Below are 26,895 nucleotides of genomic sequence, written 5' to 3'. Positions count from 1 at the left end.
CGCCCCAATGCTCGATTTCGACCGCTGCTGGCACGCCCTCTGCGACCGCGACGCAGGCTTTGATGGTCGCTTCGTATTCGCCGTCCGCTCGACCCGAATCTTCTGCCGTCCAAGTTGCCCGGCTCGCCGCCCACGACGTGACGGCGTCAGTTTCTTCAGCAATGCCGCAGATGCCGAAGCCGCCGGCTATCGTGCATGCAGGCGCTGCTCGCCACAGGGGCAAAGCCCAGCCGAACAGCTCGACGCCTTGGTCATCGCCGCCTGTCGCCTGCTGGATGAAAGCCCTGAGCCGATGACGCTGGATCAGCTTGCAGCACGTATCGGTCTGTCCTCATCGCACCTGGCCCGCGCGTTCAAGGCCCGCACCGGCCTTACCCCACGCGCCTGGGCTGCAGCGCGCCGCCGGGAGCGACTGGAGACGCGCTTACCTGCAGCCGATTCGGTGTTGAGCGCAGCCTTGGATGCAGGCTACGGAAGCACCCGCGGCGCTTATCAGGATGTCACGGCGCTGAGCCCGGCTCAGCGACGTCGCAAGGGGGCCGGCGAGTCGCTGCGCTATGCCATCGGCGCGTGCCCGCTGGGCCTGCTGTTGATCGCCGCCAGTGACCGCGGGATCTGCGCGCTGCTGTTCGGTGACGATGAACAAACGCTGCTGAGCGAATTGCAATCGCGCTTCGCCGCAGCGCAATTGCAGCGTGATCAGGAGGGCTTGGGCGAGTGGTTGCATTCGATCTTGGCGCAGCTGGAAGAACCTTCACGCGCCGCCCGGCTGCCGCTCGACCTGCGTGGCAGCGCGTTTCAGCAACGGGTCTGGCAGGCGCTGCAAGAGATTCCCCCGGGCCAAACCCGACGTTATGGCGAGCTGGCCGAAAGCCTCGGCAGCCACGCCCGCGCCGTCGCTCGTGCCTGTGCGAGCAATCCAGTCGGGCTTCTGGTGCCCTGCCACCGCGTGGTGGGCGCCAATCAGTCGCTGACCGGCTATCGCTGGGGCATCGAGCGCAAAGCGGCGTTGCTTGAATCGGAGCGTGAAGACTCGGGAGCCTGACGGCGATTTGGCGGTCCGATGTTCCACAACCTGGACTCGAGAGCCGCCATGACCGACCTGAAACGCTACCGTATCCACTATCTGATCAACGGCAATCCAGCCTCGCTGACGCTCAGCTCCTTCGAAGAGCCGGACATCGAGCAGGCCGAACTGGAGATTCTGCTGCATCATGTTCGCGAGCCACGCGCGGCGACCGATGCGCCTTGGGAGAATCCGGAGCGCCCTAGCGAGGACAGCCGCATAGCGGAGTTGGGGGTCAGCGATATCCAGATCGAAGAAGAGCCGAGCCGCTGAACTGCCACTTCATCCGTATCCAGCTCTGACCAGGAGAAACCGGCCGTGCGCCTGATTGATACCCACACCCATCTCGACTTCGACCCCTTCGATGCCGACCGCGGTGAGGTACTGGCTCGCAGCAAAGCGGCCGGCGTCGAGCGCATTCTGGTGTTGGGTGTGCATCAGGCGAATTGGGCAAGGGTCTGGCAGCTGGCCCAGGACCTGCCGGCAGTTTACGCCGCGCTGGGGCTGCATCCGGTGTTTCTGAAGGACCATCGACCCGAGCATATCGACAGCCTGCGCGAGTGGCTGCGGCAGTTGCGCGGCGAAGACAAGCTCTGCGCCATCGGCGAGATCGGTCTGGATTACTACATCGTTGATCCCGACAAGGAGCGCCAGCAGCACCTGCTCGAAGCCCAGCTGGACATGGCTGACGAATTCGAGCTGCCGGTCCTGCTGCATGTTCGCCGCGCCCACGCGCCGATGATCGCAACGCTGAAGCAACGCAAAATCAAGCGCACCGGCATCGCCCATGCTTTCAGTGGCAGTTGGGAAGAGGCACGCGAATATATCCGGATGGGCTACAAGCTCGGCCTCGGCGGTGCCGGCACCTGGCCCCAGGCGCACCGCATGCATCGCGTGCTGCGACAACTACCGCTGGAAAGTATCGTGCTTGAGACTGATGCGCCGGATATTGCGCCTCACAGCCACGCCGGCCAGCGCAACAGCCCCGAGTTTCTCCCTGATATCTGCCGCGAGCTGGCCGAGCTTCGCGGCATCAGCCCCGAGGAACTGGCAGACGCCAGTTACCGTAACAGCTGCGAACTGTTTGGCTGGAGCTGAGCCATCAATCCTCGTTAGACGCGGAATGCCCCGATCAGCTGTTGCAGGCGCCCGACCAGCTCGGTGAGCTCGCGACTGGCCTGTTCGGTGTGCCCTGCGCCTTCGGCGGTGCGTTGGCCGGCCTCGTTGATGGCGACGATGTTGCGATCGATATCATGCGCGACGGCCGTCTGCTCTTCGGCAGCCGCGGCGATCTGCTGGTTCTGATCGACGATGATGCCGACCGCACCGAGGATGTTCTCTAGGGCCTGTTGGACCTGAGCCGACTGGCTGACGGTTTCTTCGGCCATCGAGTGGCTGGAATGCATAGTCTTGACCGCCGCTCCGACACCGCCCTGCAGCCGGCCGATCATTTGTTCGATCTCCTCGGTGGACTGCTGGGTGCGTTTGGCCAGGTTACGCACCTCATCGGCGACCACAGCGAAGCCGCGGCCCTGCTCGCCAGCACGCGCCGCCTCAATCGCCGCGTTGAGCGCCAGCAGGTTGGTCTGTTCTGCAACGCCCTTGATCACATCCAGAACCTGACTGATGGCTTTGCTATCGCTGGCCAACTGATTGATCACGTTGACCGACTGCTCGATCTCCGCTGCCAACCGCCCGATGCCGTCGACCTGCGCCTCCACCAGACTACGTCCGTTCGCTGTTTCATCGTTGACACCCTGAGCACTGCCGACCGCGGCTTCTGCGCTGGTCGCGACGCCCTGAGCGGTTGCCGACATCTCGTTCATGGCGGTGGCGACCTGCTCGATCTGACCGCGCTGTTCGGAGACCGTCTGGTTGCTCTCGCCGGAAATGGTTTCGACTCGCGACGCCTGACGCTCCACCTCGCCCACCGTCTGACCGACGCGTTCGATCAGCTCGCGAATCTTTGCCACGGTCTCGTTGAAGACCTGTCCCAGCTCGCCCAGCTCGTCACGGCTCTGCACCTCGAAACGTGCCGTCATATCCCCCGCGGCCACTCGGCCCATGGTGGCGCCGAGGCTGCGCAGCGACGCGCGAGTAGACATGTAGAAGGCGCTGTAGAGGTAGACCACCAGCAGGAAAACCAGCGCCAGCGCGGCCAGCAACAAGACCATCAATAGGCGTTTCTGCTCCAGGCGCAGCTCGAGCTCATCACCAAGAAAGCCGAGAATGGCATCGTTGAGCGCATAGGTCTTTGCCATCTCGGCGCTGATCAGGTCGTAGAACTCATCCCAGGGGCGATCTAGCGCTTCGGCCATGATCACCTGATCCTGAAAAATATCGCTGCTGATCTGAAGGGAGCCGCGGCTGGCTTCGGTGTAGCTTTCGAGCTGACGCAACGCGGCGGCACTGCCGCCGAGAACGTCCTGCAACTGGGCGCTGTATTGAGCCTGCTGCTTCTCCAGTTCAAGCAACAGCTCGTCCAGCTTATTGCTGGCATCGGAGTTCAGAAAGCCCTGACCAAACGTGTAGGAACCGACCGCCCGGCCTTCGCCGAGCGCCGCAGTAATCGATGGCGTGACCGAGGTCAGCAGTTCGGCGAGCATCCGTACATCCCGCTGGCTGTCCTGGCTCAGCCCCGACTGACTGGCGATCAGCTTGATCATCACCTGAGCCTTGCCCAGCAACGCTCGCGCCATCGCCGCCTTGGCCTGCAATGACTGCTGTCCCTGGGCCTCGCGCAGGGCAGCGCCGAGCTCGTCTCGACGGGTGTTGAATTCAGCCACCTGCTCGGGATTGTCGCTGACCGGCTCCAGCGCTTGCATTCGAGCGGAAAGCTCTCGCTCGGCATCATCCAGCCGACTCACCAGTGCCTGCACCTCGCCAGTCTGGCCGATGATGCCCTCGATCTCGACCAGATCTTTCCAGTCTTCCATCTCGCGGCGTAGTTGCAACGCCGTGCCCAACAGCTCCAGGCTCTGCAGCTCGGTGCGGGTACCAACGAACTCCCGGTACGAGTCACGCACCAGATAGAAGTTGGTCAGCAACATGGGAACAAAGAAGAGGACGCTGATCAGGCTGAACTTCATCCCGAAGCTCAAGCGGTTCATCAATGCAATCGCGGGATACAACAGACTGTTCAAAAGACGTCTCCCAATTTCTTGTTTTATTGCCGGCAGCATCGAGGGCAGCAGCAGGGCTCGTCAGAGAGTGGCGCGAGAAACTTATACGGGATATCGGTCGTTGTTTATGTAACTTAAGGTAATGGCATGATGATGGCCAGGCAAGCGACAGAAGGCACACCGATCCCGGCATATCCAGCGTGCTTATCCGACGCCTGGCTGCCGGCGCGCGCTGCAATCAGGCGCGATGCGAGGCGGCCTTCTGGAATGACCGAGAAGGGCTAGAGAAGAAGAACCCAGAGGGCAATGGCCGCGTACCAGAGCATGCGAGTGCGCACCAGCAAAGCGGCGAGACTATCGAGCCGGACGATACCCGCCTCGCCTTCATACGACTCGCTCAGGTCAGCCGCAACCGGACCAACCTCTGCCAGCAATCGTGAAGCGGGAATTTCCCAGTGCAGCACCTCCTGCAGCAAGACGCGATTAACCGCGACGAAATTGCCAACCAGTCCGAAGCTGGCGAGCAGGACCCGCACCGGCAGCCAATCGAAGGCGTGCCGCAGCTGTGCGGCCCGTTCATGGGTGTTTTCACTTCGAGAATGTTCGATAGTCAGCGCAAGCAGCCGGTAGGCCAGTGCGGCCACGGGGCCAAGCAACACGTACCAGAAGATGACTGCAAAGAAACCCTGGTGGCTACGCCAGAGCAGTTGCGCCTCGACGGCACGCAGCAGGCTCGGCGCATCCGACGCGCTAAGCCCCAGATCGCGCTCGGCTACCAGCGTGGCCGCTTCGCTATCGCCCCGGCGCCAGGCATCGCGGAACGCGCCGAATTCCCGCTTACCTTGCCCGCGACCCAGGCTGTAGAGCAGCACCAGCAGATGTAGGGGCAGGCTGAGCCAACCGTAGGCCAACGGCTTGAGTGCAATCAGCAGCAGCCCGAGCAACAACACCGGCAAGAGCACTAACAGCGATAAGCCCAGCCATGGCCTGGAGGACATACCCGCGTGCCCTTCGATCCGCCGCAGCAGTTGCAGCCAGGGCCCATCCTGCTGCACGTCACGCCGCCAATCGGTGAGCTTGTCTATGAGGAGCGCCAGCAGCACTACGAGAAAGGTCATTTCGACATCCTGTATGGGCGGTTTCAGACAACGATCGAGGTCGAGCGCAGACGCTGCCAGTCGAACGCAGGGCCCGGGTCGGTCTTGCGCCCCGGCGCGATATCGCTGTGGCCACGGACCCGCTCGGGCGTAATCGCCGGATAGGCTTGCTGAAGCACCTGACAGAGGCGAATCAGACTGTCGTACTGAGCCTCACTGTAGGGTGCCTCATCAGTGCCTTCGAGTTCGATACCGAGGGAAAAGTCATTGCAGCTTTCACGCTCACCGAAGCGCGAGATTCCGGCGTGCCAGGCGCGATCCAGACAAGACACGAACTGGGTAATCGCGCCATCACGCTCGATGAGGAAATGCGCCGACACCTGCAGACTCGCGATCTCCTCGAAAAAAGGGTGCTCGTCTGTGGGAAGGCAGTTCTGAAAGAATTGCTGAACCTTGCCGGTCCCGAAGCATCCAGGCGGCAGGCTGATGTTGTGGATGACCAACAGCGAAATCTCGCCATCCGGACGCTGGTTGAAGTTGGGCGAGGGACAGTGATGAATGCCTCGGCACCAGCCTGTCGCATGATCCAGCTGCATCGGGGCGACACCTGGGTAATCTGCGGGTTTGCAGGCTAGCGCCTGCGGGCGGCCGGCTGCAAGCTTGCCTGCCTATTCGAGATCCATGGCCTGCTGGCTGTCGGCGCGCTTTTCATCGCGGCACGAGGCAAGGCGATCGGCCAGCCGCGTCGGCTCCGGCAGGCGATAGCGCGTGACATAGCGCATCACAAGTAGCGGCGCAGTCGCCAGACTGACCCGATTGCCCGGCGAGATGATCAGCGGCCGAACCTTGTCCTTGCTGCGCAGTACGGTGCCGATAAGCTTGCCGCCCTTGTCCAGCAGATCAACCTGATCGCCACGCCGCTCGCCGAGCGCATCATGCTGGCCGGTGAGGATCTTCTTGGCAACGCCGATGGTTGGCAGGCCGGTAATGACGCCCAGATGCGCGGCGATACCGAGGCCCCGCGGGTGCGCGATACCGTGCCCGTCGGAGAAGATCAGATCCGGCGTCTGCCCGAGCGAGTCGAGCGCCTGCAACACGGCAGGCAGCTCGCGAAAGGACAGCAGTCCGGGGATATAAGGCATGCTGGTCGGAATCCGCGCCAGCGTCTGCTCCAGCGGTTCAAGGGTGTCGGCATCGAGCAGTACGACCGCCGCGCGGGTAATTTTGCCACCCTCTTCGAAGCCGACATCGACCCCAGCGATCAGCCGTAGCGGCCCAAAGTCATCCTTCAGTACGACCTTGCTGGCCAGCTGTTTCTGCATCTCTCGGGCGGCGGCGGGACTGCCATCCCACCCGCTGAAGGCTTCGGACCTAGGCTGCGGTGTGTTTGTAATCATGGAAGTCCTCTCTGTCCTTGTTCAGATAGGCGGCGCCTTGAGCGGTTCCGCCGTGTTAGACGGATGGATGACTGGACAGTCAAGGCAAAAAATAAGACGCTCCCGCCGGGCTACGGCAGTTTTACCCTGCTTTGCCCTACAAAAATAATCAGAGTCACCGGAAGACAAGGCATGCCCACCGCTCAACCATTGAAACGTATCAGCATTCTGGCCACTGACGGGGTATTTGCATCCACCCTGCTGCACGCCAAGGATTTCTTTCACATGGCCAGCCTGCGCTACGGCAAACAACTGGGCCTGGATCTAACCCCTGCCTTCGAGACTGTACTGGTAAGCCCCGATGGTCGGCCTGTCACTACCTTCAGCGGTCCTCGCATTGAGGTAGACGGGCCGCTGGATGATGCCGACGCGGTGATTCTGCCGGCGTTCTGGGCCGATTTCGACGTGCTCTGTCGGCAATACCCGCAGGTCGCACCCTGGTTGCAGGCGCGACACGCGGCCGGCAGCATCATCTGCGGCGAAGCCTCGGGAGCGTTCTGGATGGCCGCAGCAGGATTGCTCGATGAGCGCGAAGGGACCACGCACTGGCGCTTCGCCCGCGAATTCGCCGAAAGGTTCCCACGTGTGCTCTTCACTCAGGAAAAGCATCTCACCGATAGCGACAACCTGTACTGCGCAGGTGGCACCACCTCAGCCTGCGACCTCTACATGCATCTGGTCGAGCGCTTCTGCGGTGCGCACATCGCACAGGGCATGGCCCGTGATGTGCTCTTCGAGGTGCGGCGCAACTACAACCCCGGACGCATCGGCTTCGGCGGCCAGAAACTTCACCTGGATACCCGCGTCCTGCAGATTCAGGAGTGGCTTGAGGAACATTTCGCGGAAAAATTTCGCTTCGAGGACGTGGCGCGGGACCACGGCATGAGCATTCGCAACTTCATGCGGCGGTTTCAGGCGGCCACGGGCGACAAACCGCTGCACTATTTGCAGCGGTTGCGCATCGAGACAGCCAAGACACTGCTCTCCACCACCCGCAAGAGCATCAAGACCATCAGCTACGAAGTGGGCTACGACGATGCCAGCTTCTTCGCTCGACTGTTTCGCCAGCACACCGAGCTATCGCCGAATCAGTACCGGCAGCAGTACAGGCATAAGGGCAGCTAGAAGCTGGAAGCTAGCCTGGATGGGGCGCTTAGCTTCAGCTTCAGGCTGCCTCTTCAAGGTTTGTGTGGGCGCGCCAGGTATTCGTGCGACTGCATTTCCAGCAGACGACTCAGGGTGCGCTGGAATTCGAATTCCAGGCGCCCGCCGGCATACAGATCCTTGAGTTCGACTTCGGCCGAGAGGATCAGCTTGACGTTGCGATCGTAGAACTCGTCGACCATGTTAATGAACCGACGCGCCATGTCGTCCTTGGAGACATCCATCCGCTCGATGTTGGCAACCAGCACCGCGTCGAAGATCTTTCCCAGTTCGATATAGTCGTTCTGGCTGCGTGGACCATCGCAGAGCTCGCGGAACTCAAACCAGGCGACGCCGCCTGCCGCCTTGCGCGCGACGATCTCGCGATTCTCGATCATCAACGCTTCGTTCTCCTGCACCCGGCACTGCTCCGGCAGCAGGCTACGAAAGCTCTTCTCCAGGCTTTGCTCCGCCTCGGCATCGAGCGGGAAGTGATAGAGCTCGGCCTGCTCAAGCGCGCGCAGGCGGTAATCGATGCCGCTGTCGACGTTGACGATTTCGGTATGTTTCTTCAACAGCTCGATCGCCGGCAGGAAGCGCGCGCGTTGCAGGCCATCCTTGTACAGGCCATCCGGAACGATGTTGGAGGTCGCTACCAAACACACGCCGTTCTTGAACAACTCCTCAAGCAGGGTCGCCAGAATCATCGCGTCGGTGATGTCGGAGACGAAGAACTCGTCGAAGCAGATCACTCGCGACTCGTCGGCGAAGCGCTTGCCGATGATCGTGAGCGGGTTCTTCTCGCCCTTGAGGGTGCGCATTTCCTCGTGCACACGCTTCATGAAGCGGTGAAAGTGGGTGCGCGTCTTGCGCTCGAACGGCAGCGCATCGAAAAAAGTGTCGACCAGATAAGTCTTGCCGCGGCCAACACCACCCCAGAAATACAGGCCTTTCACCGGTTCCTGCTGTTTCTTGCCGAACAGCTTACCGAGCAGGCCGGACTTACTGCGGTCGTCAGCAACCAGGTCGTCATACAGACGCTGCAGATGGCGCACGGCAGTTTCCTGGGCGGCATCGTGAAAAAAGTCGGGACGTTTCAGGTCTTCCTGATAGCGCTCAAGAGGGGTCATGGCGGGGTCTGGGTAGTGAAACGGGGCCGACACTTTAGCCGCGCCCTCAGTGGTTGGCAATTTACGCAGGTCGTTCAAGCGCTTGAGCCTCGGGTGGTATCAGGGGATCGGCAGGGGTCCGCTGGTGCGCAGCGATCGGCGAACCTCTGCTGGGATTACACGGAAAGTGTCGCCAGTGCCTGACGCAGGCGCAGCATGGCGGCTTCCAGAGCTTCTTCATCGGCATAGCCAGGGCTGTCGGCAATGCATTCGCCGTCCAGCCACAAGGTGAATTGATTATCTTCGTCAGCACGAAGTTCCAGCGCATCCACACCCTGAGCAATCAAGCGCTGGCTGATCATACCGATTGCCTTCGGGTCGTCGAACGGGCGTGAAAGTAGCAGCTCCTCACCGTCGGCGGCGAAAAAGCGGAAACGGAAGCTGCCATCGTTTTCCCGGAAACTGGCGAAACGAGCGGCCTTGCCGCCTTTCTTCTTGACCGGCGCGGTGCTCAGCGCTTCGCTGCGAAAATTACGCAGCCCGACCGCCTCGCGCAGCTCGCCGAGAAACGGCGTAGCGACCTTGCGCGCCTTGGCAGCACCCGCCTGAAGAATGTCCTCCAGATCACCGGGGCGCTGCATCAACGCGTGGTAGCGCTCGCGCGCCTCTCCGAGCTCGTCGTCGAGCAGCTGGAATAGACGCTGCTTCGCCTCGCCCCAGGCCAGCCCGCCGATCAATTCGGCGCGGAACTCGGCCAGCTGCGTCGGCGTGGCGAAGGCCTGGTAGATGGTGAACAGATGGGAGTTGTCCGGATCTTTCGGCTCGCCAGGCAGCTTCGAGTCGGTGACGATGCGCGCGATAGTGCTCTTTAACGCCTTAGCGCTGGCGAACAGCGGGATGGTGTTGTCGTAGCTCTTGGACATCTTGCGCCCGTCGAGCCCAGGCAGGGTCGCCACGCTTTCCTCGATCAGCGCGGCCGGTAGGGTGAACAGGTCCTTGCCGCTGCCGAACAGGTGGTTGAAACGCTGGGCAATGTCGCGGGCCATCTCCACATGCTGAATCTGATCGCGCCCGACCGGTACCTTGTGTGCGTTGAACATGAGGATGTCCGCCGCCATTAACACCGGATAGCTGAACAGCCCCATGGTGATGCCGGCGTCCGGGTCCTCGCCTAGCTCGACATTCTTGTCCACCGACGCCTTGTAGGCGTGTGCCCGGTTCAATAAGCCCTTGCCGGCAACGCAGGTCAGCAGCCAGGTCAGCTCAGGGATCTCGGGAATGTCGGACTGACGATAGAAGGTCACTCGCTCAGCATCCAGGCCGCAGGCCAGCCAGGTGGCGGCGATTTCAAGACGCGATTGTTGAATACGCTGCGGATCGTCGCATTTGATTAATGCGTGGTAATCGGCGAGGAAATAAAAGGAGTCGGCGTCGGCTTCCCGACTGGCCACGATAGCCGGCCGGATGGCACCAGCGTAATTGCCCAGATGGGGCGTGCCCGTGGTGGTAATACCGGTGAGGATTCGGGTTTTCATACAATCATCTCGATTCAATCAGAGCGAGCGGCGAGCCTGTGGTCGGACCGTGTCGTTAGCCAGCCGCGTGCCAGACCTGGCGGCGTGGCACGCGTGGGAGTCAGCGAACTAGCCCAGGCGCGGGGCGACCAGCTCTTTCAGCTCGACCAGTTTGCCGTGGAAAAAGTGGCTGCATTCTGCCACTTTCAGCAGCTCATGGGGGCGCTGGAGCCCGGCCGAAAAGCCATGCACTGAAGCGGGGTCAATGACTTCATCCTCGTCGGGTTGAATGATGGTCAACGTGCAGCGCTCCGCCAATGGCTGGTCAGCCAGCCGCGAAACTGCCGGCGCTACCATGAACAACCGCTCCAGCGTCTCACCACGCGCCTCGAGCCGCCCTGCCAGCGCCGCCGCAACGAAGCCGCCAAAGGAGAAGCCCAACAGCGTCACCGGCAGCCCAGGGTGCTGCGTCTGGAACCAGCGCAGCGCAGCCTCGGCATCGTCGATCTCGCCAGTGTTCATATCATGGCTACCGGCGCTGCCGCCGACGCCGCGATAGTTGAAGCGAAGCGTGGTGTAGCCCGCATCGCGAGCCGTGCGCTGAAGCGTCGAGACCACCTTGTTGAGCATGGTCCCGCCCTTGACCGGATTGGGATGACAGATGAGCGCCAAACCGCGCGCATCGGGCAGATCGAAATGCAGACCCTCCAGTACACCGGCGGGACCTGCGATGGATATGGGGTTTTCACGTTTCAACAAAGTAACTCCGTGACCTTGGGGCTCGTCGACTCGTCTTGCTCGTACCTGCTAGTGATCGCCATATCGCGTTGCGGTATACAGGGCAGGTACGAGACGTTAACGTATCAGGCCGTGGGAAAACCACCGTATAAGACGGTGCAGAACCCGGGGGTCAGCTGTGTTCTGGCTCGACAGCCGCCCTGCCCGACCAACACCGCAAGATTTTTCGCTGCTGCACAGCACAGCCGTTATTTAGAGGAAGTACTCGTGGAACAGACCCTCGCGACCTGGTTGCTCCCGATCGTCGGCGTGATCGCCGGCATCGTCATTGGTTATCTGATTGCGCGCAACAGCGCACCAAGCAGCACGCAGCGTCAGGTGGATGACTTGCAGGAGCGCCTCGATGCCTATCAGAGCGAGGTGGTTACGCATTTCAACACCACCGCCAGCCTGCTGCGTAAACTGACCAACAGCTACCAGGACATGCAGAATCATCTGTCCGAAGGCGCCGATAAGCTCGCGCTCGATGAGCAGACCCGGCAACGTTTGCTCGCCGCCTTGCACAGCGAAGAATCCCATAGCCACCGGGAGCGCTTGAATTCGCCGACGTTCACCGAGCCGCCAAAAGACTATGCGCCCAAGGATGCCGATGTCCCCGGCACGCTGGATGAGAACTTCGGGCTGAAAAGCAGGCATTGAGTCATCGCGGCGGCACGCTTGAGTGCCGCCCCCCGTTGCGCTACTGCTTCAGGCGCATCGATAGATCGATTGCCCGGATATGCTTGGTCAGGGCACCGATCGAAATGTAGTCCACGCCGGTTTCAGCGATCGCGCGTAGCGTCTCATCATCGATCCCGCCGGACGCCTCCAGCTTCGCCCGACCAGTCGCAATACCGACTGCGGTGCGCATGTCAGCCAGACTCAACTCATCCAACATTACAACATCAGCACCGGCGCACAGCGCCTGCTCCAGCTCCGCGAGGCTTTCTACCTCGACTTCCACTGGCTTGCCCGGTGCAATGCGATGAGCGGCCGCAACGGCTTCGGCGATCCCGCCGCAAGCCGCGATATGGTTTTCCTTGATCAGGAAGGCATCGTACAGACCGATCCGATGGTTATGGCAGCCGCCACAGGTGACTGCGTACTTCTGCGCCAGGCGTAAGCCGGGAATGGTTTTGCGGGTATCGAGCAGTCGCACACCGGTGCCTTCGACAAGATCGGCATAGTATCGGCAGCGGGTCGCGACACCCGATAGCGTCTGCAGGAAATTCAGCGCCGCGCGCTCGCCGCTAAGTAACGCACGCGCCGGACCTTCGAGATGAAACAGAACGCGATCGGCGGCAACCTGCTCCCCATCGACCACTTGCCAATGCACCGCAACACGCGGGTCCAACTGTCGAAACACCGCGTCGACCCAGGCCGTGCCGCTAATGACCGCCGCCTCGCGAGTGATGACAGTAGCATGGCCAAGCCGCTCGGCCGGGATCAGCTGCGCCGTGATGTCACCCGTGCCGACATCCTCAGCCAGCGCTTTGCGTACATTGGTTTCAATTTCGGCGGATAGATCCGCTAGGGTGATATTGGCCACGACGAGCTCCCATTGAATTCGGGGCGAGAGTATAAGACGTAGACAAGCTTGGCAGCACATGGGCCTGGGACGACGCTGACAACTCTGTCAACGACGACCGCCTGTAGGATCCCGAGAAGTATCTGTGAGCTGCGTCATGTCCAAAACAAAACCGCGCTAGGCTAATGAACAAGATGCATATAATGGCGTCAGAAATTGGCGCCATTGAAATGGCGGCACCTTGCCATGATTGCCAAGCCGTTGCCCCCGCCCCTGATCAGCGGCATGCTACGCGTTGTTGAGCGCTTGAATATTGCAGGCGACCGGAGAGTTCTCGATGCGAACCGATGCGAAAGTGGTGCACCTGAAGGCCACCCCTGAGCAAAAGCCGACCTCGCCGGCAGGTAGACTACCTGTCGCGCTCATCAGCGTGCGTGACAAAGCGGCTCAACAGCTGCGCCTGGCCTTGCAGACACTGTTCGACAACGCCGATGACTCGCTCTTCGAGATCGCTGATCGCGCCACCAGCAATGCCGAGCAGAACGCCTTCTTTGAAGCCATGCGCGACCTGCGCATGAAGCGCCGCGGTATCGAGCGGGGCTTCCTGCAACAGGTTTTCGAATCCTTCGCCAAGCTCAATCAGTACGAAATAGGCAAGCCCGCGCAACCGGAAGCGTCATTTGACAGCCTGGCGCTGGTACAAAACGACGAACTGGAAGAATCGGTCGCGATCGACACCATGGTCGCCAAGGTGATGAGCCGCGCCAGCCAACCGCTCAGCCACCTCACCACTCGCATGAATGTGCTGGTAAGCAAAAAGCTGGACGACAAGAACAATCCACTGAGCCCCCAGCAGCTGTGCGAATACTTCCTCGAGGCCTGTCGCAGTCTGGGCGTCGAAATCAAGGTCAAGCTGATCATTCTCAAGCTGTTCGAGCGTTACGTGCTCACGGATCTCGAACAGCTCTACGCCGAATCGAACCAGACATTGGTCGCTGCGGGCATCCTGCCAGAACTGCAGTCGGCGATGCCGCGCCGCTCCCCGAGCCGTTCAGCTGCGACGGGAAGCAGCGCACCGCGATCAGGAGCGGGAACAGGTGTCAGTGAATCGTCGGCATACGCCGACGATGGCGTTCATGAAGCGTTTGCCGCACTGCAGGCACTGCTTTCCGAGCTGCGTGGCAGCGTACTGCCCGCCCGTAATCTGCCCAACGATGCCGTCCCGATCTCTAGCAACGACCTGATGCGGCTGCTCTCGCATCTTCAATCACGCGCTCCCCAGCAGGTTAATGAGTACGATCTGCCGGGCCAGCTCGAGCAGCTCCTGCAGCGGGTCAGCGCCAAGAGCGGTAAATCACGTGTGGTCGGCGAAGTCGACGAAGACGTCATAAACTTGGTGTCGATGCTGTTCGAGTTCATCCTCGACGACCGCACCCTGCCCGATTCGCTCAAGGCACTGATCGGTCGCCTGCAGATCCCGGTATTGAAAGTCGCCGTTCTGGACAAAACCTTCTTCAGCCGCGGCAGCCACCCGGCCCGGCGCCTGCTCAATGAGATCGCATCGGCTGCCATGGGATGGGGTGAGCAGGACGAAGCCCAACGCGACAGCCTGTATCAGAAGATCGAGCAGGTCGTGTCTCGCCTGCTGAACGACTTCGTAGATGACCCGGCGATCTTCTCTGAGCTGCTTGCCGATTTCCTCGCCTTCACGGGCGATGAGCGTCGCCGCAGCGAGTTGCTTGAACAACGCACGCGGGATGCCGAAGAAGGACGGGCCAAGGCTGAAATGGCGCGTCAAGAAGTCGAGCATGCACTCAATCAGCGCCTGCTCGGCAAGACCCTTCCGGAAGTGGTCGTCCGGCTTCTGCAAGAGGCATGGAGCAAGGTTTTGTTGCTGACCTGCCTGAAACACGGCACGCAGTCCGAACAATGGCAAGCCGCGCTCGGAACGATGGATGACCTTATTTGGAGCGTCACGCCACACGACGACCCCGAGTCCCGCGCGCAGTTGCTGGAACTGGTTCCGAGCCTGCTGAAAAATCTTCGTGAGGGACTGGTCAGCGCGGCGTTTGACCCGTTCTCCACAAGTGACTTCTTCACTCGACTCGAAGCGCTGCATGTCCAGACGCTGCAGCAGCTCACCCAGCCGACCCAGCCTGCCCCGACCAACGCCCCCCTTGCTCGCGGGGAGATCGTCACCGAGCAGAAGCTGGAGCTACCTCCGCGTGAGGATGAGGCAGATGACCCCATCTCCCCAGCGATGGTCGAAGTTAATGAAGAGATCGTCTTGCTGGCTCCGGGTGAAAGCCGCGAGCAGGAGCCCGAAATCAACCTGGCCGACAATGATGAAGCACTGACTCAGGTAGACAACCTGCGAGTCGGCAGCTGGGTTGAATTCCAAGAGGACGAGGATCACAAGCTCCGCTGCAAACTGGCCGCTGTGATCAAGCCCACGGGCAAATACATCTTCGTTAACCGCACCGGCATGAAAGTCCTGGAAAAGACCCGGATGGGACTGGCTATCGAGTTCCGTCGCGGCGCCATACGCCTGCTCAACGACGCGCTGCTTTTCGACCGCGCGCTGGAGTCGGTAATCGGAAACCTCCGCAGCCTGAAGCACAGCGGTCGCTAACGCTTAGGCATGCAGGAGCCAGCGCTCTTCATGCCGCAACGCTTCCCCCAACAGAGATGTCCATTTCGCCTCGTTCTGCTCCGCCGGTAGCCGCCATCAGCGGCTGCCACGCTTGGCTTTTGCCACCGCACCGCTAGAATGCCTGCATCCCCTTTCGAGGTGCGTATGCCTAGCCGCCTGAATCCCGAAGACCAAAAACGCGTTGACCAATACCTCAGCACGCCTCAGCACCAAGTCGAGCGCCGTCCCTTTCGGCCCTGGCTGCTTCTTGTGTTGGTGCTGGCAGTGGTTGTCGGCCTGGGCCTGCTGAGCCGCCTCCTGAGTCGCCTAGTGCTATGAATAGCCCCTCCTCTCGGCGCCTGATCGAATTCCGTAAAGCCTTATGAGTTCATTCCATGACACATCGCATCGTAATCGTCGGCGGCGGCGCCGGCGGCCTGGAGCTCGCCACCCGACTGGGTAGAACCCTGGGCAAACGCGGCAAGGCCCGCATCACACTGATCGACGCCAATCTGACCCATATCTGGAAACCGCTCCTGCACGAGGTGGCGGCCGGGTCATTGAATTCGTCCGCCGATGAGCTCAACTATGTTGCCCAAGCCAAATGGAATCACTTCGAGTTCCAGATGGGCCGCATGAGCGGCCTGGAACGTGAACGCAAATGCGTACATCTAGCTGCGTCGTTCGACGAGCATGGAGTCGAGCTGGTACCAGCCCGCACGCTCAACTATGACACGCTAGTGATAGCGGTCGGCAGCACGACCAATGATTTCGGCACCAAGGGCGCGGCTGAGCACTGCATTTTTCTCGATACGCGTGAGCAGGCTGAACGCTTCCACCGCCGCTTGCTCAGCCATTACATGCGCGCCCACGCCACCGAGGGCCACCACAGCACCATTGAAATGGCCATCGTTGGCGCCGGCGCGACCGGCGTCGAACTGGCAGCGGAACTGCACCATGCCGCACGCGAACTCGCCGCCTATGGCCTGGATGGCATCAAGCCGGAAAATGTCCGTATCACTCTCATCGAAGCAGGCCCCCGGGTTCTTCCAGCGCTGCCAGAGCGCATCGGCCAGCCGGTACATCAGACGCTCCGCGACCTGGGCGTAACCGTACTCACAGACGCCGCTGTGAGCGAGGTCACCGAAGAAGGCTTGCACACCAAGAGCGGCGACTTCGTTCCGGCCACGCTTAAGGTATGGGCAGCCGGCATCAGAGCGCCGAGCTTCCTGCATGAGCTAGACGAACTAGAGACCAACCGGATCAACCAACTGCAAGTTTTGCCAACTTTGCAGACCACCCGAGACGAGAACATATTCGCCTTCGGCGATTGCGCCGCCTGCCCGCAGGCGGACAGCGACCGCAACGTTCCACCACGGGCGCAGGCCGCGCACCAGCAGGCCTCGCTGCTTGCCAAGTCGCTTGCGCGACGGCTAGAAGGCCAAAGCCTGCCCAGCTACCGTTACCGCGACTACGGCTCCCTGATTTCCCTGTCGAGCTTTTCCGCGGTCGGTAACCTAATGGGTAACCTCACCGGCAATGTCATGCTCGAAGGCTGGCTCGCACGGATGTTTTATGTCTCGCTGTACCGGATGCATCAGATCGCACTGTATGGAATTGCGCGCACTGCACTGATGATGATCGGCGACAAGATCAGCACCAGCACGGTGCCCCGCCTCAAGCTGCACTGACCGGGCACATCTAAGTAGCGTCTCTCCGAACAGGAAAGGCGCTGGCAGAACAATCTGCAGACATGTGACGAGACGAGCAGCAGTGTCTGACAAAATTCAGGCAATAAAAAACCGGAAGATCCGCTCGGATCTTCCGGTTTCTTGCGCCTTTTGCAAGGCTGTTTGGTGGGTCGTGTAGGATTCGAACCTACGACCAATTGGTTAAAAGCCAACTGCTCTACCAACTGAGCTAACGACCCAAAATTGGTCGGGGTAGGGGGATTCGAACTCCCGACATCCTGCTCCCAAAGCAGGCGCGCTACCGGACTGCGCTATACCCCGATTGGAAATTGGCTCCGCGACCAGGACTCGAACCTGGGACCCAATGATTAACAGTCATTTGCTCTACCGACTGAGCTATCGCGGAACTATCATTTCCAGCTCCTTGGGTGGCTTGCTGTGTCGCTTTGCAAACCCCCCTCAGAGGCGCGCCATTTTACGGTTCTCGGCGCGCCTGTCAACAGAAAAAACACGATTTACTACAATGCGTTGCGAGTGGACCCGGTCTTCGCACCGAACCACAGCGAAGCCCCTACCGGAACGGCCCCCAGGGCCGTCCCGTCTGACGGCCCCGCAAGCCTGGTCAGGCTTTGGCGAAGTGAATCTCTTCGCCCTCCACCCTTCCGACGATGGATGAACCCGACTCGAACGTACCAGACAGTATGTTCTGGGCCAGCGGGTTCTCGATCCAGCGCTGAATAGCGCGTTTCAACGGCCGCGCGCCATAGACCGGGTCGTAACCAACGGCAACCAGCTTATCCATGGCCTCATCGCTGAGCTCCAGACTTAGGTCGCGCTCCGCCAGACGTTGCCGCAAGCGCCCCAACTGGATCTGAGCGATGCCCGCGATCTGCTCGCGCGCCAGCGGATCGAAGACCACGACCTCATCGATGCGGTTGATGAACTCCGGCCGGAAATGGCTGCTTACGGCATCCATGACTGCTGCACGCTGCGCATCTGGATCGCCCACCAGTTCCTGAATCTGGCTCGACCCCAAGTTCGACGTCATCACGATCACGGTGTTGCGAAAATCCACCGTACGCCCGTGACTGTCGGTCAGGCGCCCATCCTCGAGCACCTGCAGGAGGATGTTGAATACGTCTGGGTGAGCCTTTTCGACCTCATCCAGCAGCACCACCGAGTACGGTTTGCGACGCACGGCCTCGGTCAGGTAACCGCCCTCCTCGTACCCCACGTAACCTGGAGGCGCGCCAATCAGACGCGCCACCGAGTGCTTCTCCATGAACTCGGACATGTCGATGCGGATCATCGCCTCCTCAGTATCGAAGAGGAACTCTGCCAGCGCCTTGCACAGCTCGGTCTTGCCCACACCGGTCGGGCCAAGGAACAGGAAGGAACCACTGGGCCGATTCGGGTCGGCCAACCCGGCGCGTGATCGACGCACCGCATTGGCGACCGAAACCACCGCCTCGTGCTGGCCGATTACCCGCTGGTGCAACAGGTCTTCCATCTTCAGCAATTTTTCGCGCTCGCCTTCGAGCATCTTCGAGACCGGGATACCCGTCCACTTGGAGACGACTTCCGCGATTTCCTCATCGGTCACCTTGTTGCGCAACAGCTGGTTCTCGGTCTTGCCGTGCTGATCGACCATCTGCAGGCTGCGCTCGAGATCGGGGATGATGCCGTACTGCAGCTCAGCCATCCGCGCCAGGTCGCCCTTGCGCCGCGCCGCCTCCAGATCGGCCTTGGCTTGCTCGATCTTCTGCTGCATCTGCGCGGAGCCCTGCACCTCAGCCTTTTCTGACTTCCAGATCTCCTCGAGATCGGCATATTCGCGCTCCAGCTTGACGATTTCCTCGTCGAGCTTGGCCAGGCGCTTCTTGGTCGCCTCGTCGTCTTCGTTCTTCAGCGCCTCACGCTCGATCTTCAGCTGGATCAAGCGCCGATCAAGGCGATCCAGCGCCTCCGGCTTCGAGTCGATTTCCATGCGGATACGGCTGGCGGCCTCATCGATCAAGTCGATTGCCTTGTCCGGCAGCTGCCGGTCCGTGATGTAGCGGTGCGAGAGCTTCGCCGCCGCGATGATCGCGCCGTCCGTGATGGAGACACCGTGGTGCACCTCGTAGCGTTCCTTTAGGCCGCGCAGGATGGCGATGGTGTCTTCCTCGCTCGGCTCGTCGACCTGCACGCGCTGGAAACGCCGCTCCAACGCTGCATCCTTTTCGATGTACTGGCGATATTCATCGAGCGTGGTGGCGCCAACGCAGTGCAGCTCGCCACGGGCCAGGGCTGGCTTGAGCATATTGCCCGCATCCATGGCGCCCTCGGCCTTGCCGGCGCCGACCATGGTGTGCAATTCGTCGATGAACAGGATGACCCGACCTTCCTGCTTGCTCAGTTCGTTGAGCACCGCCTTCAGGCGTTCTTCGAACTCGCCGCGAAACTTGGCCCCAGCGATCAGCGAGCCCATGTCCAGCGCCAGCAGGCGCTTGTCTTTGAGCCCGTCCGGCACCTCGCCATTGACGATGCGCTGGGCCAGCCCTTCGACGATGGCGGTCTTGCCGACGCCGGGCTCACCGATCAACACTGGATTGTTCTTGGTACGCCGCTGCAGTACCTGGATAGTCCGACGGATCTCGTCATCGCGGCCGATCACCGGATCGAGCTTGCCGTCCTCAGCCCGTTTGGTCATGTCGACGGTATATTTGTCCAATGCCTGACGCGATTCCTCGGCATTGGGATCGTTCACCGCATCGCTACCGCGCAGATTGCTGATGGCGTTCTCCAGCGCCTTCTTGCTGACGCCCTGCGCCAGCAGCAGCTTGCCCAGACGGGTACTGCTGTCCAGCGCCGCGAGCAAGACCAGCTCACTGGAGATGTATTGATCACCCTTCTGCTGCGCCAGGCGGTCGGCCTGATTGAGCAGGCGCGCCAGCTCCTGCGACATGTTCATATCGCCCGTGGGATTCTGCAGCTTGGGAAGCTGATCCAGCTCTTTGGTCAGCGCTTGGCGCAAGCCGTTGATATCGAAGCCCACCTGCATCAGCAGTGGCCTAATTGAGCCGCCCTGCTGATCGAGCAGCGCCTGCATCAGATGCAGCGGTTCGATAGATGGATGATCAAGGCCCACGGCGATGGACTGGGCATCGGAGAGCGCAAGCTGTAGCTTGCTGGTCAGACGATCGATACGCATGTAATCACCTTTCTGGTTAGGCAGGCCGGCGCAATCAATCGCACCTCGACAAAAGCCTGCGAGATGGAACTTAGATGAGGTTGATTGTTGGAGATTCAAGCCGGATGGCATTGATCCAGATCTCAGGCGATTCGCTGGCGCGGGCTGACGAGTCCGCGAGCTATCGATGCGGATCTACTGCTCAATCAAGCCAGATCAGGCTTGCGAAGCGTCCGGTACGAGCGGCGCGACGGTAGGAATAGAAACGAGGGTCACCCAGAGTACAGAAGCCGCCACCGAACACGGCAGAGACGCCGCAGGCAGCAAGACGGATCCGGGCAAGCTGGTAGATATCGGCCATGTAACGGCCGGCGTTGCGGCTGGGGGCAAAGGCTCCGACCGCCGCGGCATGGCGTGAAACGAATACCTCGCGCACCTCGGCGCCGACCTCGAATGCCGCTGGCCCGATGGCAGGACCGAGCCAGGCCATCAGTTGGGACCCAGGTGTTTCCATTGCGGCCACGGTCGTTTCCAGTATGCCAGCCGCCAGCCCGCGCCAGCCGGCATGCGCAGCCGCCACCCGGGTCCCGGCGAGGTTGCAGAACAACACCGGCAGACAATCAGCGGTCAGCACGGCACAGCCAACACCTCTCGCGCCTGTCCAGCAGGCATCCGCGGTGGGGCAGTCTTGCGGGCTGGCTTCCACAACGGTGCTCGAATGGACCTGGCTCATCCAGGCCGGCTGGCAACCGAGCGCCTGCTGCAACCGCTGCCGATTAACAGCCACCGCTTCCGGGGCATCGCTCACGTGATCGCCCAAGTTGAAACTATCGAAAGGGGCCTGACTCGTCCCGCCTTGGCGCGTGGTGACGCAGGCCTTCACCCCCATAGGTGCAGGCCAGTCGGGAAGGACCCAATCGTCAGGCCAGCCACTCACCCGACGAACGCCTCGCGATCCTGCTGCAGCAACGTCAGCAACCAGATGAAATCATCCGGCAATGGCGACTCCCATTTCAGCCGCTCACCGCTGATCGGATGATCCAGCTCAAGGAAGCGCGCATGCAGAGCCTGACGGGGGAAATCGCGCAGCGTTTGCACCATGGTTGGATTCGCCGCAGGCGGGATTCGGAACCGCCCGCTGTACAGCGGGTCGCCCACCAGTGGATAGCCGATATGCGTCATGTGCACGCGAATCTGATGCGTGCGACCGGTCTCCAGCTTGACCCGAACATGGGTGTGCGAACGGAAGCGCTCAAGCACCCGATAGTGGCTGACGGCAGGCTTGCCACCTTCAACAACAGCCATGCGCTGGCGCTGCTGACCGTGGCGCCCGATGGGTGCGTCGACCGTACCGCCAGTAATGATCACGCCGATGACGATGGCCTCGTAGATGCGACTGACGCTGCGCGCCTGCAGCTGCTCGACCAGCCGCGTCTGTGCCTGCAGCGTCTTGGCAACGACCATCAGGCCGGTCGTATCCTTGTCCAGGCGATGCACGATGCCGGCGCGCGGCACATTGACGATGTCCGGCACGTGATGTAGCAGAGCGTTGAGCAGCGTGCCATCGGCATGCCCGGCTGCGGGGTGCACCACCAAGCCGGACGGCTTGTTCAAGACGAGGATGTGCTCGTCCTCGAAGACGATATCCAGCGGAATATCCTGCGCCACCCACTCACCCTGCGCCTGCTGCTCAGCGGACAACTCCAGAATCGCGCCAGCATGCACCGTGTCACGGGGGCGCAACGCGGCGCCGTCGACGGTGAGGAGCCCCTCCTTGATCCAGCCCGACAGGCGCGAGCGGGAATGCTCCGAGAACAACTGAGCCGCGACCTGATCGAGGCGCTGCCCGCCGAGGTCGAACGGCACCTCGGCGCGGAGATGAATGGCCTGAGTGGTGATCGTGGACATAATTAAGAGCGCTTCATAAATTAGGAGGAAGAGACAACAATGCGGCCCACGGCCGGGGTGGCAGGCGTTTGCCAGTGGCATTCGCGAATGACGCGATGCTTCAGGACCGACTGGCATGCCACAGGCTGGGCTGCCGCCCGGGCCGCTTACCGGAGGCGAACATCCCATTGATGGCGGCACAGGTGGAGCCTTTGGTTTCGGCAACACGCTTGTGTTTAAATACGGCGTCTTTGTCCCGGCCAGCCGGGGCGCCCATCATAACAGGACGGCTCAGCGCGAGACAGCCAGCCGTCACAGGGACGCAAGCCGCCATGCAAGTGAAACACCTGCTGCTGATCGCCATTTTCGCCCTTACCGCTGCCTGTTCGTCCAACGAAACCATTAGCGAGAACCTCGGCGAAGCGGAACTGTACCGGCAGGCGCAGGCCGACCTGGACAATAAGAGCTACACCAGCGCCATCAACAAACTGAAAGCCTTGGAGTCCCGCTATCCCTTCGGCCGTTTTGCCGAACAGGCGCAACTGGAGCTGATCTACGCGTACTACCGCAACACCGAGGCCGACGCCGCGCGCTCATCCGCCGAGCGCTTCATCCGCCTGCATCCGCAACACCCCAGCGTCGACTACGCCTATTACCTGAAGGGGCTGGCCTCCTTCGACAAGGACCGCGGGCTGCTTGCACGGTTTCTCCCGCTGGACATGACCAAGCGTGATCCGGGTGCCGCGCGCGATTCGTTCAACGAGTTCGCGCAACTGACCACACGCTTTCCGAACAGCCGCTACGCGCCGGATGCCAAAGCGCGAATGGTCTACCTTCGCAATCTGCTGGCCGCCAACGAGATTCATGTCGCCGACTATTATCTACGTCGTCAGGCCTATGTTGCCGCCGCCAACCGCGGGCGCTACGTAGTCGAGAACTTCCAGGGCACGCCGACAGTCGGCGATGGTCTCGCGGTGATGACCGAAGCCTACCAACGCCTTGGGCTCGATGACCTTGCCAGCACCAGTCTGGAAACGCTCAAGCTCAACTACCCGGAACATCCAAGCCTTGAAGAAGGCGAGTTCGTGCCACGCCAGCAGGAAACTGACAACCGTGGCTGGCTGTCCCGCGCCACGCTCGGGCTGATCGAGACGGAAAACAAGACCCCGGACCGCTCACAATCCAACCGCGACGTGGTCCGTCAGTATGAGAATGCCGCCCGTGATCTACCCGATGAATTGCGCCCCGTGCTGAGGGAAGCAGAAGCCGAAGCGGAGAACGAACAGCAAGACGAAGGCCGCTCCTGGTGGAGCTACCTGACTTTCGGCCTGTTCGATTGAAATAACGCCCGGCGTCAGGATCCATCGATCAGGGTGTATTACCACACGGAGCCTGCCAGACCGGCAAGCCCGCATGGCTTAGCCAGGAAGTAAAATATGGGTCTGTTTCGTCTGTTGTTCTGGATCATTCTGATTGCCGCAGCGTTCTGGCTTTGGCGTCGCCTGACAAGCAAGCCCACGTCGTCCAGCAAACCGCAGGAGACTACCGTAATGACGGTTCGCTGCGCTCAGTGCGGCGTCCACCTGCCACGCGAGCAGGCGCTGCAGAGCCATGAGCGGTGGTACTGCAGTCAGGCCCACCTGGAACAGGGCAGCAAGTCGGGTGGCAACTGAACGTCTGACGTTCCTCGGCTCCCAAGGTAGTCGAATCCTCCGGCTTTACCATTTGTATCGCGTCGCGATCGGCCTGGTGCTGGTTCTGCTCATCAGCAGCGATCTGCATAACGACCTGATGCGCATGATCAACCCGGCGGCGTTTCACTACGGCGCCTGGCTCTATCTGATCCTCAACACCCTTATCGCCGTATTGCTGCAGAGCCCGAAGCGGGAACTGCCGGTTCTGGCCCTCGCGCTGCTGGACGTCACGCTGCTCTCGACGCTGTTCTACTTCGCGGGCGGCACACCCAGTGGAATCGGCAACCTGTTGATTGTCGCGGTCGCCATCGCCAATATCCTGTTGCATGGACGCATCGGCTTCTTCATCGCTGCGGTTGCCGCGACCGGCCTCATCTACGTGACCTTCTACCTCAGCTACAGCGACACCAATGCGAGCCGTCAGTATGTCCAGGCAGCAGCGCTCGGCACGCTATGCTTCGCCGCTGCGCTGCTGGTGCAAGGCCTGACGCGACGGCTGCAGGCCAGCGAAAGTCTGGCCCGCCAACGCGCAGAAGAAGTCGCTAATCTTGAGGCGCTGAACGCGCAGATCCTGCAGCGAATGCGCACCGGGATCCTCGTGCTCGACACTCAGGAACGCGTGTTGCTCGCCAATCAGGGTGCTCTCGAATTGCTCGGCCAACAAGCAATGACCGGCGAGCCACTGGCGCCCCGCTGCCCTGAGCTGATCAAGGGCTTGCAGCTGTGGCGCGACAATCCAACCCTGCGCCCTCGCAACTTCAAGGCAACGCCCAACGGCGCCACGTTGCAGCCGAGCTTCGCTACACTGCAGCATGGAGAAAAGCAGGACACCCTGGTATTTCTTGAAGACATCTCGCAGATCGCGCAGAAGGCCCAGCAGCTCAAGCTCGCCTCGCTCGGTCGACTGACCGCCAGCATCGCCCACGAGATTCGCAATCCGCTCGGCGCCATCAGCCACGCCGCCCAACTGCTGCAGGAATCCGAGGTACTGGACGCGGCCGATCTGCGGCTGACGCAGATCATTCAGGATCATTCGCGGCGCATGAACCTGGTCATCGAAAACGTGCTGCAGCTGTCACGTCGACGCCAGGCCGAACCGCAGCTGCTGGACCTGAAATATTGGGTGCATCGCTTCGCCAGCGAATTTCGAAGTTCGCTGCCACCTACCCATAGCGTGCATGTGGAAACCCGGGGCAGTTCACTGCAAACCCGCATGGACCCGAATCAGCTGATCCAGGTACTGACCAACCTGGTACAGAACGGCCTGCGCTACAGTGGCCAGACACATGGGCAGGCGCAGGTATGGCTACAGGTATTCCGTGACCAGGCCAGCGATCTGCCTGTACTCGAAGTACTTGATGACGGCCCGGGCGTGCCGCCCGAGCAGCTGCAGAATATCTTCGAACCCTTTTTCACGACGGAGAACAAGGGCACCGGATTGGGCCTCTATATCTCGCGCGAGCTGTGTGAAAGCAATCAGGCTCGCCTGGACTATCGTGAGCGAGACGAAGGCGGCAGTTGCTTTCGCATCGTTTTTGCACATCCGCGCAAGCTGAGCTGAGCCTATCGAGGCGGCACGGGTCACACATCGGCACGGTCGCGGTACAAAGCACGTACGGTAGCGTTAACATTGCGGGCCTCCGCACCACCCACGCCAACTGAAAGACCGAGACCATGACCGCCCGCCAGAAAGCGCTGATCATCGATGACGAACCCGATATCCGGGAGCTCCTGGAGATCACCCTTGGACGCATGAAGCTCGACACCCGCAGCGCCCGCAATCTCAAGGAAGCCCGCGAGTGCCTGGCCCGCGAGCACTACGACCTTTGTCTGACAGACATGCGCCTGCCCGACGGTTGTGGCTTGGAGCTGGTGCAGTTCATCCAGCAGCAGTATCCGCAACTGCCGGTGGCGATGATCACCGCCTACGGCAGTCTCGACACAGCCATCGGCGCGCTCAAGGCGGGTGCTTTCGACTTTCTCACCAAACCGGTGGATCTCGGCCGGCTACGCGAGCTGGTCAACACTGCATTGCGGCTGCGCACCCCGAATCCCAATGAGCTGAAGGTCGATGGCCGTCTGCTCGGCACTTCGCCACCGATGAATGTGCTGCGCAAGCAGATCGGCAAACTGGCACGCAGTCAGGCGCCGGTCTATATCAGCGGCGAATCCGGCAGCGGCAAGGAGCTGGTGGCGCGGCTGATCCATGAGCAGGGCCCACGTCACGAGCGCCCCTTCGTGCCGGTCAACTGTGGAGCAATCCCATCGGAGCTGATGGAAAGCGAGTTCTTCGGCCACAAGAAAGGCAGTTTTACCGGCGCCATGGAAGACAAGCCGGGCCTGTTCCAGGCCGCCGATGGCGGCACCTTGTTTCTCGACGAAGTGGCGGACCTGCCGTTGCCCATGCAGGTGAAGCTGCTGCGAGCGATCCAGGAAAAGGCCGTGCGCTCGGTCGGCGGCGCCAAGGAGGTCGTGGTCGATGTGCGGATTCTCTGCGCCACCCATAAAGATCTGGCCAGCGAGGTCGCCGGGGGCCGTTTCCGCCAGGATCTTTACTATCGGCTGAACGTCATCGAGCTGCGCGTGCCGCCTCTGCGCGAGCGCCGTGAAGACATCGCCCAGCTAGCTGAGGCCATGCTCCGTCGGCTTTCGCAAGAATGCGGCGATACGCCCGCGCGGCTGCACCCAGACGCGCTGGCCAAGCTGCAGAGCTATCGGTTCCCGGGCAACGTCCGTGAACTGGAGAACATGCTGGAGCGCGCCTACACCCTCTGTGAAGGTGAGGAAATCAAGCCCAGCGATATGAGGCTGTCCGATGCGCCGAGCATGGCGGAGAATGGCGAAGCAAACCTGGCTCAGATCGATAATCTCGAAGACCACCTTGAGGACGTCGAACGCAAGCTGATCATGCAAGCGCTTGAGGAAACCCGCTGGAATCGTACGGCCGCCGCGCAGAGACTGGGCTTGTCGTTCCGCTCCATGCGTTATCGCCTGAAAAAGCTCGGGTTGGATTGAACCGCAAACTGC

Annotated in this window: 23 protein-coding genes, 3 tRNA genes and 1 pseudogene; 12 read left to right on the top strand and 15 right to left on the bottom strand. The window is 61.2% G+C overall.

The features are described from left to right. The first annotated feature begins 7 nt into the window (after positions 1-7). From ada to H3028_RS15960, 3 genes are read left to right on the top strand one after another with little or no spacing between them, the layout of a single operon-like run. Positions 8-1,045 (top strand): bifunctional DNA-binding transcriptional regulator/O6-methylguanine-DNA methyltransferase Ada, encoded by a 1,038-nt coding sequence (gene ada, locus H3028_RS15970; protein ID WP_181298232.1) that lies wholly within the window; start codon positions 8-10, stop codon positions 1,043-1,045. A 48-nt stretch (positions 1,046-1,093) separates the two neighbouring features. Then, positions 1,094-1,339 (top strand): hypothetical protein, encoded by a 246-nt coding sequence (locus H3028_RS15965; protein WP_181298231.1) that lies wholly within the window; start codon positions 1,094-1,096, stop codon positions 1,337-1,339. Between the two features lie 45 nt (positions 1,340-1,384). Further along, on the top strand, positions 1,385-2,164 hold the full coding sequence (locus H3028_RS15960) for a TatD family hydrolase (RefSeq protein WP_181298230.1): 780 nt from the start codon (positions 1,385-1,387) through the stop codon (positions 2,162-2,164). A 14-nt stretch (positions 2,165-2,178) separates the two neighbouring features. Here H3028_RS15960 and H3028_RS21635 read toward each other — a convergent pair whose 3' ends face one another. From H3028_RS21635 to nfi, 5 genes and pseudogenes are all read right to left on the bottom strand, one after another. Continuing rightward, entirely contained in the window at positions 2,179-2,892 is a 714-nt protein-coding gene (locus H3028_RS21635; protein WP_375154426.1) for a methyl-accepting chemotaxis protein, read from the bottom strand. A gap of 141 nt (positions 2,893-3,033) precedes the next feature. Beyond that, positions 3,034-3,171, bottom strand: a pseudogene (locus tag H3028_RS21630) (HAMP domain-containing protein); the annotation flags it as partial. 1,298 nt (positions 3,172-4,469) lie between these two features. Then, a complete protein-coding gene (ampE, locus tag H3028_RS15950) occupies positions 4,470-5,306 on the bottom strand; it encodes a regulatory signaling modulator protein AmpE (protein ID WP_181298228.1) in 837 nt (278 codons plus the stop codon). Positions 5,307-5,329: 23 nt separating this feature from the next. Continuing rightward, positions 5,330-5,881 (bottom strand): 1,6-anhydro-N-acetylmuramyl-L-alanine amidase AmpD, encoded by a 552-nt coding sequence (gene ampD / locus H3028_RS15945; protein ID WP_181298227.1) that lies wholly within the window; start codon positions 5,879-5,881, stop codon positions 5,330-5,332. A gap of 72 nt (positions 5,882-5,953) precedes the next feature. Further along, positions 5,954-6,682 (bottom strand): deoxyribonuclease V, encoded by a 729-nt coding sequence (gene nfi / locus H3028_RS15940; protein ID WP_181298226.1) that lies wholly within the window; start codon positions 6,680-6,682, stop codon positions 5,954-5,956. Between the two features lie 171 nt (positions 6,683-6,853). Here nfi and H3028_RS15935 point away from each other — a divergent pair, with 171 nt between their 5' ends. Continuing rightward, complete coding sequence (locus H3028_RS15935) at positions 6,854-7,846, top strand: GlxA family transcriptional regulator (protein ID WP_181298225.1); 993 nt, start codon at positions 6,854-6,856, stop codon at positions 7,844-7,846. A gap of 53 nt (positions 7,847-7,899) precedes the next feature. Here the strand turns inward: H3028_RS15935 and zapE are convergent, their stop codons facing one another. From zapE to H3028_RS15920, 3 genes are all read right to left on the bottom strand, one after another. Beyond that, a complete protein-coding gene (gene zapE / locus H3028_RS15930) occupies positions 7,900-8,994 on the bottom strand; it encodes a cell division protein ZapE (protein ID WP_181298224.1) in 1,095 nt (364 codons plus the stop codon). Positions 8,995-9,149: 155 nt separating this feature from the next. Beyond that, positions 9,150-10,508: a tryptophan--tRNA ligase gene (locus H3028_RS15925; protein ID WP_181298223.1), complete on the bottom strand. Its 1,359-nt coding sequence runs from the start codon at positions 10,506-10,508 to the stop codon at positions 9,150-9,152. A 108-nt stretch (positions 10,509-10,616) separates the two neighbouring features. Continuing rightward, on the bottom strand, positions 10,617-11,246 hold the full coding sequence (locus H3028_RS15920) for an alpha/beta hydrolase (RefSeq protein WP_181298222.1): 630 nt from the start codon (positions 11,244-11,246) through the stop codon (positions 10,617-10,619). Positions 11,247-11,492: 246 nt separating this feature from the next. Between H3028_RS15920 and H3028_RS15915 the strand changes: the two genes are divergently transcribed. Further along, a complete protein-coding gene (locus H3028_RS15915) occupies positions 11,493-11,924 on the top strand; it encodes a YhcB family protein (protein ID WP_181298221.1) in 432 nt (143 codons plus the stop codon). Positions 11,925-11,964: 40 nt separating this feature from the next. On the opposite strand, the gene nadC is transcribed toward H3028_RS15915, so the two are convergent. Next, positions 11,965-12,813 (bottom strand): carboxylating nicotinate-nucleotide diphosphorylase, encoded by an 849-nt coding sequence (gene nadC, locus H3028_RS15910; protein ID WP_181298220.1) that lies wholly within the window; start codon positions 12,811-12,813, stop codon positions 11,965-11,967. A gap of 316 nt (positions 12,814-13,129) precedes the next feature. On the opposite strand from nadC, the gene H3028_RS15905 reads away from it, so the two are divergent. The 3 genes from H3028_RS15905 to H3028_RS15895 all read left to right on the top strand — a co-directional run bounded on the left by H3028_RS15905 (position 13,130) and on the right by H3028_RS15895 (position 17,115). Beyond that, positions 13,130-15,424, top strand: coding sequence for a DUF1631 domain-containing protein (locus tag H3028_RS15905; RefSeq protein ID WP_181298219.1), 2,295 nt, complete (start codon positions 13,130-13,132; stop codon positions 15,422-15,424). 165 nt (positions 15,425-15,589) lie between these two features. Then, positions 15,590-15,763 (top strand): DUF3094 family protein, encoded by a 174-nt coding sequence (locus tag H3028_RS15900; RefSeq protein ID WP_181298218.1) that lies wholly within the window; start codon positions 15,590-15,592, stop codon positions 15,761-15,763. Between the two features lie 56 nt (positions 15,764-15,819). Beyond that, entirely contained in the window at positions 15,820-17,115 is a 1,296-nt protein-coding gene (locus H3028_RS15895; RefSeq protein WP_181298217.1) for an NAD(P)/FAD-dependent oxidoreductase, read from the top strand. A gap of 163 nt (positions 17,116-17,278) precedes the next feature. Here the strand turns inward: H3028_RS15895 and H3028_RS15890 are convergent. From H3028_RS15890 to rluD, 6 genes are all read right to left on the bottom strand, one after another. Continuing rightward, positions 17,279-17,354 (bottom strand) — tRNA-Lys (locus tag H3028_RS15890). A gap of 5 nt (positions 17,355-17,359) precedes the next feature. Continuing rightward, a tRNA-Pro gene (locus H3028_RS15885) sits at positions 17,360-17,436 on the bottom strand. Between the two features lie 9 nt (positions 17,437-17,445). Continuing rightward, a tRNA-Asn gene (locus H3028_RS15880) sits at positions 17,446-17,521 on the bottom strand. Positions 17,522-17,737: 216 nt separating this feature from the next. Next, complete coding sequence (gene clpB / locus H3028_RS15875; RefSeq protein WP_181298216.1) at positions 17,738-20,308, bottom strand: ATP-dependent chaperone ClpB; 2,571 nt, start codon at positions 20,306-20,308, stop codon at positions 17,738-17,740. Positions 20,309-20,489: 181 nt separating this feature from the next. Next, the gene (gene pgeF / locus H3028_RS15870; protein WP_219920222.1) at positions 20,490-21,176 is read right to left on the bottom strand and encodes a peptidoglycan editing factor PgeF; all 687 of its coding nucleotides are present in this window, start codon (positions 21,174-21,176) and stop codon (positions 20,490-20,492) included. Positions 21,177-21,220: 44 nt separating this feature from the next. Then, positions 21,221-22,195, bottom strand: a complete 975-nt coding sequence (rluD, locus tag H3028_RS15865) for a 23S rRNA pseudouridine(1911/1915/1917) synthase RluD (protein WP_181298214.1) — start codon at positions 22,193-22,195, stop codon at positions 21,221-21,223. A 311-nt stretch (positions 22,196-22,506) separates the two neighbouring features. Between rluD and H3028_RS15860 the strand changes: the two genes are divergently transcribed. From H3028_RS15860 to H3028_RS15845, 4 genes are all read left to right on the top strand, one after another. Beyond that, positions 22,507-23,514, top strand: a complete 1,008-nt coding sequence (locus H3028_RS15860) for an outer membrane protein assembly factor BamD (RefSeq protein ID WP_181298213.1) — start codon at positions 22,507-22,509, stop codon at positions 23,512-23,514. 96 nt (positions 23,515-23,610) lie between these two features. Then, positions 23,611-23,847 carry a PP0621 family protein gene (locus H3028_RS15855; protein WP_181298212.1) on the top strand — a complete coding sequence of 79 codons (237 nt, stop codon included), beginning with the start codon at positions 23,611-23,613 and terminating at the stop codon, positions 23,845-23,847. Further along, on the top strand, positions 23,837-25,429 hold the full coding sequence (locus tag H3028_RS15850) for a PAS domain-containing sensor histidine kinase (protein ID WP_181298211.1): 1,593 nt from the start codon (positions 23,837-23,839) through the stop codon (positions 25,427-25,429). Before H3028_RS15855 ends, H3028_RS15850 begins: the two co-directional genes overlap by 11 nt. 113 nt (positions 25,430-25,542) lie before the next feature. Continuing rightward, a complete protein-coding gene (locus H3028_RS15845; protein WP_181298210.1) occupies positions 25,543-26,883 on the top strand; it encodes a sigma-54 dependent transcriptional regulator in 1,341 nt (446 codons plus the stop codon). Positions 26,884-26,895 lie beyond the last annotated feature (12 nt).

It is taken from the genome of Pseudomonas sp. Q2-TVG4-2, from assembly GCF_013620795.1.
In the GTDB taxonomy this organism is placed as follows: Bacteria; Pseudomonadota; Gammaproteobacteria; order Pseudomonadales; family Pseudomonadaceae; genus Stutzerimonas.
Note: the sequence above shows the minus strand (reverse complement) of the source record. Positions and strands in the feature narration are given on the sequence as shown.

Coding starts and splice junctions, on each gene's coding strand:
- ada (WP_181298232.1), top strand. CDS start 8: ATGCTCGATTTCGACCGCTGCTGGCACGCCCTCTGCGACCGCGACGCA.
- H3028_RS15965 (WP_181298231.1), top strand. CDS start 1,094: ATGACCGACCTGAAACGCTACCGTATCCACTATCTGATCAACGGCAAT.
- H3028_RS21635 (WP_375154426.1), bottom strand. CDS start 2,892: ATGAACGAGATGTCGGCAACCGCTCAGGGCGTCGCGACCAGCGCAGAA.
- ampE (WP_181298228.1), bottom strand. CDS start 5,306: ATGACCTTTCTCGTAGTGCTGCTGGCGCTCCTCATAGACAAGCTCACC.
- ampD (WP_181298227.1), bottom strand. CDS start 5,881: ATGCAGCTGGATCATGCGACAGGCTGGTGCCGAGGCATTCATCACTGT.
- nfi (WP_181298226.1), bottom strand. CDS start 6,682: ATGATTACAAACACACCGCAGCCTAGGTCCGAAGCCTTCAGCGGGTGG.
- H3028_RS15935 (WP_181298225.1), top strand. CDS start 6,854: ATGCCCACCGCTCAACCATTGAAACGTATCAGCATTCTGGCCACTGAC.
- zapE (WP_181298224.1), bottom strand. CDS start 8,994: ATGACCCCTCTTGAGCGCTATCAGGAAGACCTGAAACGTCCCGACTTT.
- H3028_RS15925 (WP_181298223.1), bottom strand. CDS start 10,508: ATGAAAACCCGAATCCTCACCGGTATTACCACCACGGGCACGCCCCAT.
- H3028_RS15905 (WP_181298219.1), top strand. CDS start 13,130: ATGCGAACCGATGCGAAAGTGGTGCACCTGAAGGCCACCCCTGAGCAA.
- H3028_RS15900 (WP_181298218.1), top strand. CDS start 15,590: ATGCCTAGCCGCCTGAATCCCGAAGACCAAAAACGCGTTGACCAATAC.
- H3028_RS15895 (WP_181298217.1), top strand. CDS start 15,820: ATGACACATCGCATCGTAATCGTCGGCGGCGGCGCCGGCGGCCTGGAG.
- clpB (WP_181298216.1), bottom strand. CDS start 20,308: ATGCGTATCGATCGTCTGACCAGCAAGCTACAGCTTGCGCTCTCCGAT.
- pgeF (WP_219920222.1), bottom strand. CDS start 21,176: ATGGGGGTGAAGGCCTGCGTCACCACGCGCCAAGGCGGGACGAGTCAG.
- rluD (WP_181298214.1), bottom strand. CDS start 22,195: ATGTCCACGATCACCACTCAGGCCATTCATCTCCGCGCCGAGGTGCCG.
- H3028_RS15860 (WP_181298213.1), top strand. CDS start 22,507: ATGCAAGTGAAACACCTGCTGCTGATCGCCATTTTCGCCCTTACCGCT.
- H3028_RS15855 (WP_181298212.1), top strand. CDS start 23,611: ATGGGTCTGTTTCGTCTGTTGTTCTGGATCATTCTGATTGCCGCAGCG.
- H3028_RS15845 (WP_181298210.1), top strand. CDS start 25,543: ATGACCGCCCGCCAGAAAGCGCTGATCATCGATGACGAACCCGATATC.